Source organism: Aerococcus loyolae, assembly GCF_002871915.2.
GTDB classification, from domain to species: Bacteria; Bacillota; Bacilli; order Lactobacillales; family Aerococcaceae; genus Aerococcus; species Aerococcus loyolae.
Genome location: NZ_CP126958.1, coordinates 465,220 through 479,232, shown reverse-complemented (window position 1 = coordinate 479,232; position 14,013 = coordinate 465,220). Strand labels below are relative to the sequence as shown.

General features: G+C 43.9%; 13 protein-coding genes. 2 read left to right on the top strand and 11 right to left on the bottom strand.

Annotated elements, in window-relative coordinates:
- Window positions 1-202 precede the first annotated feature (202 nt).
- Window positions 203-934, top strand: coding sequence for a pseudouridine synthase (locus CJ190_RS02140; RefSeq protein WP_064292721.1), 732 nt, complete (start codon window positions 203-205; stop codon window positions 932-934).
- Window positions 935-1,033: 99 nt separating this feature from the next.
- Here the strand turns inward: CJ190_RS02140 and CJ190_RS02135 are convergent, their stop codons facing one another.
- From CJ190_RS02135 to pdhA, 9 genes are all read right to left on the bottom strand, one after another.
- Window positions 1,034-1,681: an amino acid ABC transporter permease gene (locus tag CJ190_RS02135; protein WP_064292722.1), complete on the bottom strand. Its 648-nt coding sequence runs from the start codon at window positions 1,679-1,681 to the stop codon at window positions 1,034-1,036.
- A gap of 11 nt (window positions 1,682-1,692) precedes the next feature.
- Complete coding sequence (locus CJ190_RS02130; RefSeq protein ID WP_064292723.1) at window positions 1,693-2,334, bottom strand: amino acid ABC transporter permease; 642 nt, start codon at window positions 2,332-2,334, stop codon at window positions 1,693-1,695.
- Window position 2,335: 1 nt separating this feature from the next.
- Window positions 2,336-3,178, bottom strand: a complete 843-nt coding sequence (locus tag CJ190_RS02125; RefSeq protein ID WP_064292724.1) for a glutamate ABC transporter substrate-binding protein — start codon at window positions 3,176-3,178, stop codon at window positions 2,336-2,338.
- Window positions 3,179-3,192: 14 nt separating this feature from the next.
- A complete protein-coding gene (locus CJ190_RS02120; RefSeq protein ID WP_013669549.1) occupies window positions 3,193-3,927 on the bottom strand; it encodes an amino acid ABC transporter ATP-binding protein in 735 nt (244 codons plus the stop codon).
- A gap of 277 nt (window positions 3,928-4,204) precedes the next feature.
- Window positions 4,205-4,630, bottom strand: coding sequence for a hypothetical protein (locus CJ190_RS02115; protein ID WP_064292725.1), 426 nt, complete (start codon window positions 4,628-4,630; stop codon window positions 4,205-4,207).
- A gap of 142 nt (window positions 4,631-4,772) precedes the next feature.
- On the bottom strand, window positions 4,773-6,182 hold the full coding sequence (gene lpdA / locus CJ190_RS02110) for a dihydrolipoyl dehydrogenase (protein WP_064292726.1): 1,410 nt from the start codon (window positions 6,180-6,182) through the stop codon (window positions 4,773-4,775).
- A 15-nt stretch (window positions 6,183-6,197) separates the two neighbouring features.
- On the bottom strand, window positions 6,198-7,823 hold the full coding sequence (locus tag CJ190_RS02105; RefSeq protein WP_064292727.1) for a dihydrolipoyllysine-residue acetyltransferase: 1,626 nt from the start codon (window positions 7,821-7,823) through the stop codon (window positions 6,198-6,200).
- A gap of 52 nt (window positions 7,824-7,875) precedes the next feature.
- Window positions 7,876-8,862 carry an alpha-ketoacid dehydrogenase subunit beta gene (locus tag CJ190_RS02100; RefSeq protein ID WP_064292728.1) on the bottom strand — a complete coding sequence of 329 codons (987 nt, stop codon included), beginning with the start codon at window positions 8,860-8,862 and terminating at the stop codon, window positions 7,876-7,878.
- Between the two features lie 2 nt (window positions 8,863-8,864).
- Complete coding sequence (pdhA, locus tag CJ190_RS02095) at window positions 8,865-9,968, bottom strand: pyruvate dehydrogenase (acetyl-transferring) E1 component subunit alpha (protein ID WP_064292729.1); 1,104 nt, start codon at window positions 9,966-9,968, stop codon at window positions 8,865-8,867.
- 441 nt (window positions 9,969-10,409) lie between these two features.
- Between pdhA and def the strand changes: the two genes are divergently transcribed.
- Window positions 10,410-10,988 carry a peptide deformylase gene (def, locus tag CJ190_RS02090; protein ID WP_064292730.1) on the top strand — a complete coding sequence of 193 codons (579 nt, stop codon included), beginning with the start codon at window positions 10,410-10,412 and terminating at the stop codon, window positions 10,986-10,988.
- 69 nt (window positions 10,989-11,057) lie between these two features.
- Here def and coaBC read toward each other — a convergent pair whose 3' ends face one another.
- Window positions 11,058-12,296: a bifunctional phosphopantothenoylcysteine decarboxylase/phosphopantothenate--cysteine ligase CoaBC gene (gene coaBC / locus CJ190_RS02085; RefSeq protein ID WP_064292731.1), complete on the bottom strand. Its 1,239-nt coding sequence runs from the start codon at window positions 12,294-12,296 to the stop codon at window positions 11,058-11,060.
- Between the two features lie 9 nt (window positions 12,297-12,305).
- Window positions 12,306-13,781 carry a threonine synthase gene (gene thrC, locus CJ190_RS02080; protein WP_064292732.1) on the bottom strand — a complete coding sequence of 492 codons (1,476 nt, stop codon included), beginning with the start codon at window positions 13,779-13,781 and terminating at the stop codon, window positions 12,306-12,308.
- Window positions 13,782-14,013 lie beyond the last annotated feature (232 nt).

The window sequence follows — 14,013 nt, the reverse complement described above, 5'->3', positions numbered from 1 at the left end:
ACCAAAAGGCAAGACCACTGGAAGAAAATGGCGTAAGAATTCTCAAAGAGAATTTGTCGTCATTTTCTGAAGTGGACGCTTGCCTTGCGCTTGGAGCAGGTTTGAATAGAGTGTGACAGTTACAACAAAGAACAATCATTACTATTAAAGAAATCTGGAACTTTAATCCCATCCATAAAGTCATTAATAAAGGAGCATTACTATGCGATTAGACAAATTTATTTCTAATTTTACCCTCTATAGTCGTAAAGAAGTCAAAAAGTTAATCAAGGCCAAACGGATTACAGTCAACGATTCCATTGCCAGCCGGCCTGAAATGCAGGTTGATGAAGAGACTGATACCATTAGCTTGGACGGTCAGTGGATCGGATATGAACCCTACATTTATTACCTGCTTAATAAACCGCAAAATTGTTTGTCTACTACCCGTCCCGGTCCCACAGCGATTGTGACGGATTTCCTGCCAGCTAACGAAGTTGAGATTTACCAACCCTTTCCCGTAGGACGCTTAGATAAGGATACCGAAGGCCTCCTCCTTCTGACTAATGACGGGGACTTCGCCCATGACCTTCTCTCACCAAAAAAATTAGTCAGCAAGGAATACTATGCTGAGATTGAAGGCATTGTGACTGAAGAGGATGTCGAAGCTTTCGCTAAAGGCTTAACTATCGACCAAGGTGACCACTGTGCCCCTAGTCAGCTAGATATCTTGGCTACTGATCCAGCCAAGAACCGATCGGAAATCACCGTGACCTTGACAGAGGGCAAGTATCACCAAGTCAAGCGCATGTTTCAAGCGGTTGGAAAAGAGGTTATCTACTTACAACGCTTTCGAATTGGCTCGCTCTACCTGCCTGAAGAACTTGAGCTCGGTCAGGCCTTTAAACTCCTTCCTGAGGAAGCCCAATTAGCTTTAAAAAACGAGACGGACTAGAAGTCCCATCCATATCAAATAAAAAAACTCCTCATTTCTGCTCTGACTCTAAATCAACAGAGTCCTATAGCAAGCATTGAGGAGTTTTTATCTGTCATTTTATCCGGCAAATTTCAACCGCTTAGCTAGGCGTGACAGGAGGAAGCAGGTGATCCAATAGAGGAAGGTCATCGCCACAAAAATTGGAATCACATAAGAGGTTTCCTGACCATAGATAATCCGGGCATTATGGGTCAGCTCTGGTAAAGAAATCACCGTCGCTAAGCTAGTGTCTTTAATGAGAGCGATCAACTGACTGACAATGGACGGTAGCATGGATCGGATCGCTTGGGGCAGGATAATTAAAATAATCACCTGACCACGGGTGAAGCCGGTTGAAAGTCCCGCCTCCATTTGCCCCTTAGGTACGGCGTTCATCCCGCCACGAATGATTTCTGAAATCATACATGACTCAAAGATGGTCATCGCTGCCACTGCTGCCCAAAAGATATTCAAGCGTAGGCCGATTTGTGGTAAAGCAAAGTAAGTAAAAAATATAATTAATAGTAAGGGTAAATTACGGATGGTATCAACAACTAGGCCTACTCCCCTAGCTACAACAGGGAGCTTGAGGTAGCGGATTACCCCTAAGAGCGTCCCTAAGAGTAAACTCAAAAGGATGGTTATCCCGGTGACCTTTAAAGTCACCCATAAACCTTCTAAGAGAAAGGAAATATTTACCCAAGAAAAAGCATCGGAAAAATTCATGATCATCCCTCCTAGTTACTCAAGCGCCGTTCTAGATACTGCATCAAGGCAGTCAGTGGTATGGTTAACACTAAGTAGAACAAAGCCACTAAGATATAAGAATCAAAGGTATTAAAGGTTTCACTAGCAATCAAGTCCCCAAAATACATCAAGTCTAAGCCAGCAACCATAGCCAAGATACTCGAGTTCTTCACCAGGTTAATAAACTGGTTGCCTAATGGTGGGATCACAATACGAACGGCTTGGGGAAAGATAATGTAGACCATGGTCTCAGTCGCGGTGAAACCTTGGGATAGTCCCGCCTCCATTTGTCCGTGGGGAACGGCTTCTATCCCCGACCTCACCACGTCAGCAATAAAGGCCGAAGTATAGATAGTGAGACCGATTAAGCCAGCGGTAAAGCCATTTAATTTCACCCAGTATAAGGGCACCACTACGTAGAAGAACATCACAATAATTAACAAGGGAATATTGCGGAAAAATTCCACATAGATGTCACCCAGCATCCGTAGGCCCTTATGATGGCTGGTTTGCATAATCCCCACCAAGCTCCCAATGACCAGGGAGAAGACTAGGGCTAAGACACTGACCATAATGGTGTTCTTAAAACCTAGGAACAATTCACTGGAATAGTTATTCAATAATTGAAACATTTTACTCCCCCTCCTTAAGGTCATTAGCAATAGATGCTTCTTGGGCCTGGTCACCAAACCACTTCTTGAAAATGGCTTGATAGCTGCCGTCAGCAACCATGTCTTTTAAGCCCTGGTTGATGGCTTGACGGAAGTCGTCTTGACCTTTATTGACCGCAATCCCATAAGGCTCCCGGGTAAAGGTAGATCCGGCAATATGGTAGTCGGGATTTTCCTTACTGATCCCCAAAAGAATGGCATTATCAGTCGTCATGGCTTGGCCTTGACCAGATTTCAGAGCAGTGAAGGCTTCCGAGTAATTTTCCAATTCCAAGACCTTGGCTTCTGGGGCGTGTTCCTTAATTCTTTGTGCTGAAGTAGACCCCTTCACCGCAAGAACCGTATGGTCAGGCCCCAGGTCCTCTACCCCCTTAAGCTTGACACCTGGTCCTACTAAGAGGGCTTGACCAGCATTAAAATAAATATCAGAAAAATCAACCTGTTTTTTCCGCTCTTCAGAAATGGTCATAGTGGCAATAATGGCGTCGATATTGGCATTTTTGAGTAAAGGAATCCGGGTTTTGGAGGTCACTTCTACAAATTCTGCCTGAGCACTGGGGCCGGCGATCCGCTTAGTCAGTTCCTTAGCGATATCAATATCAAAACCTTCAACTTCCCCTTTTTCAATGTTGTAAAAGCCGAATAAATTGGTATCCACCTTGACTCCCCAACGAATCTTAGGGGCTTGGTCAGTTTGCAAACGGTCCATAATATTTTTCTCACTCACCGACTTCCCACAGGCACTGAGCAAACACAAGAGGCCTGTCAGGACGACGAGTAAGAGCTTTTTACATGGATTTTTCATGGTAAGCCCTCCTTTTATAAGCCTTCAAGGGAGGAGATAAAGTCACGCGCCCGTCTTGATTTTGGTTGACTGAAGAATTCCTCACTCGGACGATCTTCAACAATTTCCCCCGCCTCCATAAAGATGGTCCGGGTTGAGACATGACGGGCAAAGCGCATTTCGTGGGTAACCACCACCATGGTCATTTGATCACGTTGGGCAATGCCTTGCATAACTTCTAAGACTTCACCGACCATTTCTGGGTCCAGGGCTGAAGTAGGTTCATCGAAAAGCAAAACCTTAGGCTTCATAGCCAAGCCTCGGGCAATAGCCACCCTTTGCTTTTGACCACCAGAGAGTTGGCTTGGATAAGAATCTCGCTTATCCCACATGTTCACGCGCTTGAGTAGACGCTCTGCACGCTCATAGGCTTCTTCTTTGGTCTTCCCAATCACCTTAATCGGTGCCAAAGTCACATTCTCCATGACGGTCATATGCGGATATAATTCAAAGTGTTGAAAGACCATGCCAAAGTCACGACGAATTTGGCGGATGTTGGTTTTAGGATCAGCAATATCCTCGCCATCACAATAGAGATGACCACTAGAAATTTCTTCCAGTCCATTAATACAACGCAAGAGGGTCGACTTTCCCGAACCAGATGGCCCAATCAAGGTGACCACCTCTCCCTCAGCAATGCCAAGGTTAATATCTTTTAGGGCATGAAAATCACCGTAATACTTTTCCACATCTTTAAATTCAATGATCATGTTTCTCACTCCAATCCTGCGATAATCAAATATGTTATATTTTCTAACATATTTGTTATAGTTGTTTATATTTTACGTATTTACTTCTGAATTGTCAAACTATTTTACATAGAAATTTAAGGCTTCTTTATTATTTATTAATAAAATAAGTTATTCGCTCTTTATTTCGTGAAAATACGGTTTATATGTGTTACTTTTTTTAACAATTTTCAGCTAAAAAAGCGCATAAAAAAAGACCGCATGTTAGCTTGCGGTCTTCTCTATGAAATTCAATCATTTAATTTTTAAACAGCTTTGATTCTTTGACTAAGATCCTTAAGACCTGTTGACCGGCCATGATAATCTCGTAGAGGGGGCGTACATCTTCCGATACCCGGCCTAAAGTTCTTAAATAAATTTCACCATCACCCGCTAAACATAGGTGGAAATAGCCGGTGTGGATCCGGTTAAGCCGGTTAATTTCATCTAGTGCCTCAGCCCGTTGGTTATAGTCCTTCACATAGGCCAGCTTGCTATAGGTAATTTGATAATCTACCGCCGGATCCTCCTTACCATCGATAATGATGGCTACAGGGATAACCTCCCTATCCGGCAGCTGCATTCCCATCCGAAAGAGTTTTTGACCACCTTCCAAGTTAGATTCTTCAACCGGGACGCCTCCTTTTAAGGCATAGTCCTTAAATTTGTCAGTAATTTTACTCATAGCGACACTCCATCCTAGTCTTTTTCCTTAGTATGGCTAAGAAATCCCTAAAGTGCAAGTCATAGATCATTGATTAGTCAGATATTAACGAATAAAAAAGCCCTTGCCGGAGCAAGAGCTTCTTCTTGAATTATGTTAATTCTTACATATGGATTGGCATACCAAGAACGCCTTCTGCTGTATCCATTAAGCTTTCCCCGAGGGATGGGTGGCCATGGATAGTGAGGGCAATATCTTCAGCATTCATGCCTGCTTCAATAGCTAGACCTGCTTCAGCCATCACGTCTGAAGCCCCAACACCGACCATTTGAGCACCAACGATCACCTTGTCATCCTTAGTAGCAACTAAGCGTACGAAACCTTCCTTTTGGTTTAATGACAAAGCCCGACCATTCCCAGCTAATGGGAACTTGGTTGCTTTCACGTCAAGACCTTGGTCCTTAGCTTCTTTTTCGGTTAGACCATAAGAAGCAATTTCAGGGTCAGTGAAGGCCACAGAAGGCATTACCTTGTAGTCGACTGCAGCGGCTTTACCAGAAATAGCTTCCGCAGCAATTTTACCTTCGTAGGAGGCTTTGTGGGCTAAAGCAGCACCAGGAACCACGTCACCAATCGCGAAGATATTCTTCACGCTGGTGCGGCCTTGGTTATCGACTTCAATTAGGCCACGGTCATTGGTCTTAACACCTAAGGCTTCTAAGCCAAGATCTTCAGTGTTAGGACGACGACCAACAGAAACTAAGACATAGTCCGCTTCAATTTCGTTAGCCTTGCCGTCAATTTCATATTTAACGGTGACAGAGTCCCCGTTGTCGACAGCTTCCTTAGCCATAGCGTTAACATGGATATCCATGCCTTTGGCTTTCATGCCTTTTTCGACAACCTTAACCATATCTTTTTCAAAGTTAGGTAAGATTTGAGGAGAACCTTCTAAGATGGTGACTTGGCTACCGAGGTTAGCATAAGCTGAACCCAGTTCGGCACCGATGACCCCACCACCGATAACAACAAGTTTCTTAGGCACTTCTTTTAAGTTTAAGGCACCTGTGGAGTCAATGACACGGCCACCAAACTTAAAGCCTTTGATTTCAATTGGATGAGAACCTGTCGCAATGATTGCGTGTTTGTAGCTATAGAGTTGGTGTTCATCACCTTCACCCATAACGGTTAATTCACGTTCATTATTGAAGAAAGCTTCCCCGCGGATAATTTCCACTTTATTTTTCTTCAATAGCATTTCTACCCCACTGGTTAGGGTTTTAACCACGCTATTGTCTTTCCATTCTTGTGTTTTGGTGAAATCTAAGCTAGCTTTTGAATCCACACCAAAGACTTCTAAACCGCCATTGGCTTCGTGGTAAGCATGTCCAGCTTGGATTAAAGCCTTGGAAGGAATACAGCCAACGTTTAAGCAGACACCACCAATATATTCACGTTCAATAATGGCTACTTTTTGTCCCATTTGGGCTGCGCGGATCGCTGCAACGTATCCGCCAGGTCCAGCCCCAACAACGACTGTATCCAGTTCAATTGCCATTGCACCTACAACCATTTACTAACTACCTCCTTAAGATTCCATTAATAACAATTCAGGATCGCTAAGCAGACGACCAACTTCGTTCAAGGCTTTTTGTCCTGTTGCGCCGTCGACGATACGGTGGTCGAAGGTTAATGAAAGTTTCAATACTCGACCAACTGCTAATTCACCATTGTCGTCAACTACAGGTTGTTGCACAATTGCACCAAAGCCTAAAATGGCAACTTCTGGGTAGTTAAGAATTGGGGTGAAGTATTCCCCGCCAACTGAACCAATGTTAGAAATTGAAACAGTGCCGTCTGACATATCAGCAGCCTTCAATTTACCTTCATGGGCCTTGGCAGCTTTGTCATTAATTTCATCAGCAATATCAAACATGGATTTGCGGTCTGCATTATGAACCACAGGAACGTATAATCCTTGATCAGTATCAGTAGCAATACCAATGTTGTAATATTTCTTCAATAAGAATTCTTGGGCGTCATCATCAACTGAAGCATTAAGCATTGGGTATTTCTTAACTGCAGCGATTAAAGCTTTCACTGCGTATGGTAAGAAGGTTAACTTGGTATCACGTTCAGCAGCAATACCCTTGAATTTCTTACGGTGATCCCATAGCTTGGATACTTCCACATCCTTGAACAAGGTCACTTGAGGAGCAGTGTATTTAGAGGTTTCCATGGATTTAGCGATAGCTTTACGCATTGGAGTCATCTTAACGTGTTCTACATCGCCGTCTTCATGACTTTCCTTCTTAGGCGCAGCTTTCTTAGCAGGTTCTTCGCTCGCTTTAGCACTTGTGGTTTCAGCAGCTGGAGCACTTGCGCTTGCAGCTTGTCCGTCAAAGTTATCAATATCTTCTCTTAGGACACGGCCATTCTTACCGGAACCTGCGACTTGAGAGATGTCAACACCTTTTTCACGGGCATATTGACGCACGGAAGGCATTGCTAATACACGTTTGTTTGGATCAGCTGTTTGTGGAACACCACCGTTGCCATTAGCTGCACCGGTTGCTCCTTCATTGCCTTCGTCAGCTTTTTCAAGTTGAGCTGGGGAAGCTGGAGTTGAAGATGGTGCTGAGCCTTCGCTGTTGTGTTCTGGTGAGTCGATTTCAGCAAGGACATCACCGACATTAGCTACTTCACCGGCAGGCACAATGATGTTCTTAATGGTACCAGCAACTGGAGCGTAAACTTCTTCAACGGATTTGTCATTTTGAATTTCAACAACCGCAGTATCTTCAGTGACTTCGTCGCCTTCACTGACTAGCCATTCAGCGATTTCACCTTCGGCCATTCCTTCACCAACGTCTGGTAGACGGAATTGATAATATCCAGTGCTTGCGTTAGCTGAAGGAGCTGAGTCTTCTTCACTAGCTGGTGCTTCAGAAGCTGCATTATCACTTTCTGGTAAACCTTCCCCTGAGAAATCAATCAAAGGTTCACCAACGATAGCTACGTCACCTTCTTCAACGTATAGTTTTTCAATTTTACCGCTTACAGGTGAAGCGATTTCTTCAACAGATTTATCATTTTGGATTTCAACAAGAACATCTTCTTCTTGGACGGAGTCTCCGACAGCAACGTGCCAGCTAACAACTTCGCCTTCGCTCATGCCTTCACCGACGTCTGGCATATTAAAAGTATATGTCATCTTTTTTCATCATCCCTTCTTAGCTTAAGTGATTCAATAGGATTACTTATTTCTAGAAATTAACTGTGTTCTTAACTGCTTCTTTGATGTCATCAGCATTTGGCAACCAGTCATTTTCTGCTAAACCAAATGGGTAAACTGTATCAGGAGCTGATACGAATTCAATTGGTGATTCTAGAGAAAGAATGAAACGTTGAGAAATTTCAGCGATCACATTGTTACCTGCACCAGCTTCACGTTGAGCTTCTTGGACCATGACAACACGGCCGGTTTTTTCAACAGATTTACCAATGGTTTCATAGTCAACTGGTGAAATCGTCCGTAAGTCAATGACTTCAGCAGAAATATTTTCTTTTTCTAATTCTTCCGCAGCCTTAAGTGCTTCACGCACCATGTAACCATAAGCGATCACAGTAACGTCAGAGCCTTCACGAGCCACATTGGCTACACCTAGAGGAATGGTGTATTCTTCTTCAGGAACTTCTTCACGGAATGAACGGTATAACTTCATGTGTTCAAGGAATAAGACTGGGTCATTGTCACGAATTGCTGAAGCAAGTAAACCTTTAGCTTCATAAGGACTTGATGGGACAACCACTTTCATCCCTGGGGTTTGGACAAAGAGACCTTCTACTGAGTCCGCGTGCATTTCAGGTGTGTGAACCCCACCACCAAATGGTGAACGCACGGTAATTGGGAAGTTACGGGTTGCCCCATAACGGAAGCGGTAACGTGACATTTGTCCTGCTAAGGAGTCCATTACTTCAAATACGAAAGCGAAGAATTGGATTTCCATGATAGGACGGAAACCTTGGAGACAAAGTCCGATTGCCATACCACCAATACCAGATTCAGATAGAGGCGTATCACTTACACGGTCTTCACCATATTTATCATATAAACCTTTAGAAGCACGGAACACACCACCGTTTTTACCTACGTCTTCACCGAAAAGTAAAATTTTATCGTCACGAGCCATTTCTTGGTCTAACGTTGCAGTGATGGCTTCTACCATTGTTTTTCCAGTTCTCTTGGCCATCCTTATTCACTCTCCTTCGCTTCATATTTTTCAATTTGTTCTTTAATGTTTTGCCCTGGTTCTTCAAACATGTTCTTCAAGAAGTCAGAAACTTTTTGTTTAGGTGCAGCTTCAGCTTTCTTGATGGCTGCTTGAACTTCTTCTTTAACGCTTTCGACATAGTCGCTTTCAGTTTGTTCGTCCCAGAGACCTTTTTCTTCTAGGTATGCACGGAAACGAATAAGTGGTTCACGACTGGTCCAGCTTTGAATATCTTCATCGGTACGATAAATCTTAGGATCGTCACCGGAAGTGGAGTGAGCGCCGAGGCGGTTGGTAATGGTTTCAATTAAGACTGGTCCGTTACCTGCTGCAGCCCATTCACGTGCTTGTTTAGCCACCGCATAAACTGCTAAGGCATCGTTACCATCCACTTGAACACCTGGCATACCAGCTGCAACGGCTTTTTGTGCTAAGGATTTAGCCGCTGATTGTTTTTGACGTGGGGTGGAAATCGCAAAACCATTGTTTTGAATGAAGAAAACAATTGGTGCTTTATAGCGACCAGCATAGTTCCAAGCTTCATATGAGTCCCCTTGACTTGAACCACCGTCACCAGTGTAGGTGTAAGTGACATTCTTAGAACCATTTAATTTTTGACCAACAGCATTACCCATACCTTGGATAAGTTGGGCCCCAATAATAATTTGTGGAGGCATTGCATGGAAGTCTTCTGGATAATCATTTCCTTCGACGTGTCCACGAGACCAATGGAAGGCCTTATCTACTGGTAATCCCTTAGCCACTAATTGTGGAATGTCACGGTAACCTGGGAATAGCCAGTCATCTTGTTCAAAGGCATAAGAGCTAGCCATTTGTGAAGCTTCTTGTCCATAAGTTGGCGCATAGAAACCTAAACGTCCTTGGCGAGCTAATGCCATTGAGCGTTCATGTAAGGTTCTTGAAAAGACCATCCGTTTCATTATTTCTACAAGTTGGTCGTCAGTTAAATCTGGCATAATGTCAGGGTTAACGACTTTCCCTTCCTCGTCTAGTATACGAACCATTTGGAACTGTTCGTCAATACCAGCAAGTTGTGCTTGATAATCTACTGGTTGTTTTGCCATCTGTACACATTCCTTTCTGTAAAGAAAATATTTTGCCATGCCTTGGCATTGGCTTATTCACCCTTCACTTCACTAATTTATCATGGAAAGGAAGCGAATTCAAACAATTGAGGTCCAAATCCTAACTTTCTATATTAGAACAGTTGCTTTATTTGTGTAAACGTTAACATGCGCGTTGTGATTGATTTCCTAAAAGTCTGGCTAAAGTACTTATATAAAGCCATTTTTCAAAATAATACAGGTGTTTGCAACTGTTATAATACTGTTACAATTCAACTGAGAAAACGCTTACCTTGTGAAAATTTTAATATTTGCTGGATACATTTATTGTTCTAATTCGATTATTTATAGCCTTAAAAAACGGCGAGATCCTTTTGACTTATTTGCTGTAATTTGAGAAAATGAATTAAAATATAAGATAGTTAATGGAGGATAAGCTGTATGTACTTAATGGATGACATAACCCGTGATGGCAATCCGGTTTTACACCGTGAAGCAGATACCATCACTTTTCCCTTAAATGAAGCGCAAAAACAAGCGGCTCACGATATGATGGAATATCTGTATAATAGTCAAGATGAAGAAAAGGGCCCTGAACTTGGTCTCCGCGCCGGTGTTGGTCTCGCCGCCCCTCAAGTAGGCATTGGCGAAAAGATGATCGCCCTTTTGGTTCCTAATATCGAAGATCCTGATTCCGATGAAGAGATTATTTTAGAAGGGGTTATGGTCAATCCAAAGATCATTAGTCATTCCGTAGAAAAAGTTTGCCTCAGAGAGGGCGAAGGCTGCCTCTCAGTCGATGATGATGTGTCCGGCTATGTGCCCCGCTACGCTCGCATCACCATCACTTACGATGACCTCGAAGGCAATCATTTTAAGAAACGTTTCAAGGGCTATCCTGCCATCGTCTTGCAACATGAAATCGACCACCTTGATGGTCACCTCTACTACGAGCGAATTAATAAAAACGATCCATATTCCTTGGGCGAACATACCTATCTATTAGGTGACGAGTTTTAATCCTTGCCCAAGTCAAAAAGGACTTAGCTAATCCAGCCATTAAATTGGCCGGGAGCTAAGTCCTTTTTCTTATGGATTCATTTCTTGAGCAATTTGGGCAAAGATTCCTCCAGCAATCATCATTTTATCGGCTTGAGGCAAGGTCTTTGCCCCCTTTTGACTGATGATGGTAACGGCATTGTCTTCACTAGAGAAACCGATGGCTTGTTGACTCACGTCATTAGCCACAATCATATCGATGCCCTTGGCGGCTAATTTCTTCTTGGCATAGTCGAGCACATGGTTGGTTTCCGCTGCAAAGCCAACCAGGAAAGTTCCTTCCTGGGAAAGGCTCTTGAGAATATCGGGATTCTCTACCAGGTTAATTTGTAAGTGGTCCTGGTCAGTTTCCTTATTCTTCTTGATCTTCTCGGTGCTAGGCGTCTCCACCCGGTAGTCAGAAACGGCCGCTGCCATGATAATGACATCACTGGCCTCGTTCAATTCATGCATGACTTGGTAGAGTTGGCGGGCGTCTTTCACTTGACGGGTCTTAATGGCAGGTAAATGGGGCAAGTCTTGGGCCGTTGGAGTCATCACTAAGGTCACCTCAGCCCCTAAGAGGTCCGCCACATGGGCCAAGGCCAGGCCCATCTTCCCTGAGGAATGGTTACCGATAAAACGGACGGGATCAATAGCTTCTTGAGTGCCTCCAGCGGATACGACAATCTTCTTCCCTTTAAAGAAGCTATTCTTAAGGACATTCTTTGCTTGATCGGCAAAGGCCATCTCCACAGCGACCAAAGCCTTCACTGCTTGCAAGACCTCAATAGGTTCAGGCATCCGCCCCTTACCTTCATAACCTTCTGCCAAAAAGCCAGAGGCCGGTTCGATAACAATATCTCCCCGTTTTCTTAGGCTGTTAACATTATTAACCGTAGCCGGATTTTCCCACATCTTATTATTCATAGCTGGAACAAAAATCCGCGGACAATTCATTGCTAATAAGGTAGCAGTCGCTTCATTATCCCCCAAACCCAAGCTCGCCTTAGCTAGGGTATTGGCGGTAGCTGGGAGGACAACCACCAGGTCAGCCCAATCAGCTAAATGAATGTGACCGATACTATCCGGATAGGCCCCCTGTTCAGTTAAGACGGGATACTTGGTTAAGACCTCAAAAGTAAAGGGGCGGACAAATTGTTCAGCTGCTTCCGTCATCACTACCCTGACTTCTGCTCCTGACTTAATCAAGAGGCGCACAAAATCGGGCGCCTTATAAGCAGCAATTCCACCAGTCACGATCACAACGATTTGTTTATTTTCTAACACCTTAATCTCCTATCCTTTGGCAATCTCTCTTACCACTGTTTCCATTTCCTCCACTTCAATCACCCGTTCAGGCCGGCTGTCCGCTTCAAGGATGGCTTGGATCGCTTGGGGATAGTCCAAGCCATTGGCCACTTGTACTGCCTCTAAGAGCTCTAAGTCACTCAAATGGCTATCGCCCTTATCGATCGATTCCAAAACGGCAGCAGGGAACTTGAAGGGGCTGGCGGTTGATACCACGATGCTTGCTCCCGCTAACTGGTTCTTTACCTTGCTTAGGCAGGCAGAAGCCACGGCCGTATGAGGGTCCATGAGGTAACGGTCCTCTTGGTAAACGCGCTCAATTTCTGCTCTGGTTTCAGCTTCATCACTATAAGCGCCAATAAAGCTATCAAAGGCCGCTTGCACTTCTTGACCTAATTGGTAGTGACCTTCGTCCTGTAATGCAACCATCAAGTCTTTGACCGCTTGACTATCCTGACCCACAGCGTAATACAAGAGTCGTTCCAGGTTACTGGAGACCAAAATATCCATTGATGGAGAGATGGTCAACTTAAAGGGGCGACGGCGGTCATAAGTCCCGCTATTGAAGAAGTCATAGAGGACGGTATTGTCGTTAGAGGCACAGACTAAGCGATCAATCGGTAGGCCCATTTGCTTAGCATAGTAGCCAGCCAATATATTTCCAAAATTCCCGGTCGGCACCGTAAAGTTGACCAAGTCCCCTGCTTGAATGGCACCCTGTTTCAGTAATTGCCCATAGGCATAGAAATAGTAAACCACTTGAGGGAACAAGCGTCCGATATTCATGGAATTGGCAGAAGAAAATTGACTGTGGTTAGCCTTGAGTTCAGCTGCCAAGTCCTTGTCATTGAAGAGCTCCTTGACCTTACTTTGAGCGTCATCAAAGTTCCCTTTAACCCCGAAGACAAACGTGTTGTCTCCTTTTTGGGTCAGCATTTGTTTCTCCTGAATGCTGGAAACCCCTCCCTTAGGATAGAAGACAATAATCTTGGTACCAGACACATCTTCAAAGCCAGCCATAGCGGCCTTACCGGTGTCTCCTGAAGTTGCGGTTAAAATGATAATTTCCTCATCACGCCCCAAGACTTTTTGGGCAGCCTTCATTAAATGAGGCAGTAAGGATAAGGCCATGTCCTTAAAGGCAATCGTTGGCCCATGGAAAAGTTCCAAGAGATAGTGGCCCGATAAGCCCACAATCGGTGCAATGCGGTCATCATCAAATTTATCATCATAGGCAGCTTGGATACAGGATTGTAAAATATCCTCAGGAAAATCATCAAAATAGAGGCTTAAAATTTGAAAAGCTAGTTCCTGGTAGGACAACTTACTCATCGTCTCCCAATCGCCTTGGTAATGAGGAATCGATTCAGGAACATAAAGCCCCCCATCAGGTGCTAAGCCTTGTAAAACCGCCTCCGTTGACCGAACAGAAAGCTGATTATTTCTCGTACTGGTGTATAACATGGATAACCTCCTAGGTAAGCAGATATTATTGCCGTTATTTTACCATACTTAAGCCCTAAGTTGGTCCACTAGGAATTAAAAACTAGAGGTCCCTATCATTCTCTGGACAGGCGAAAAAGGAAATTACAGGAAATATTTCCCAAAAAGACTACAACTCTTGGCCTTTTTATGGTTAAATAGAAATTGAAAAACTATGGATTCTTGATCTATGATGGCTCTTTGTGCTATAATT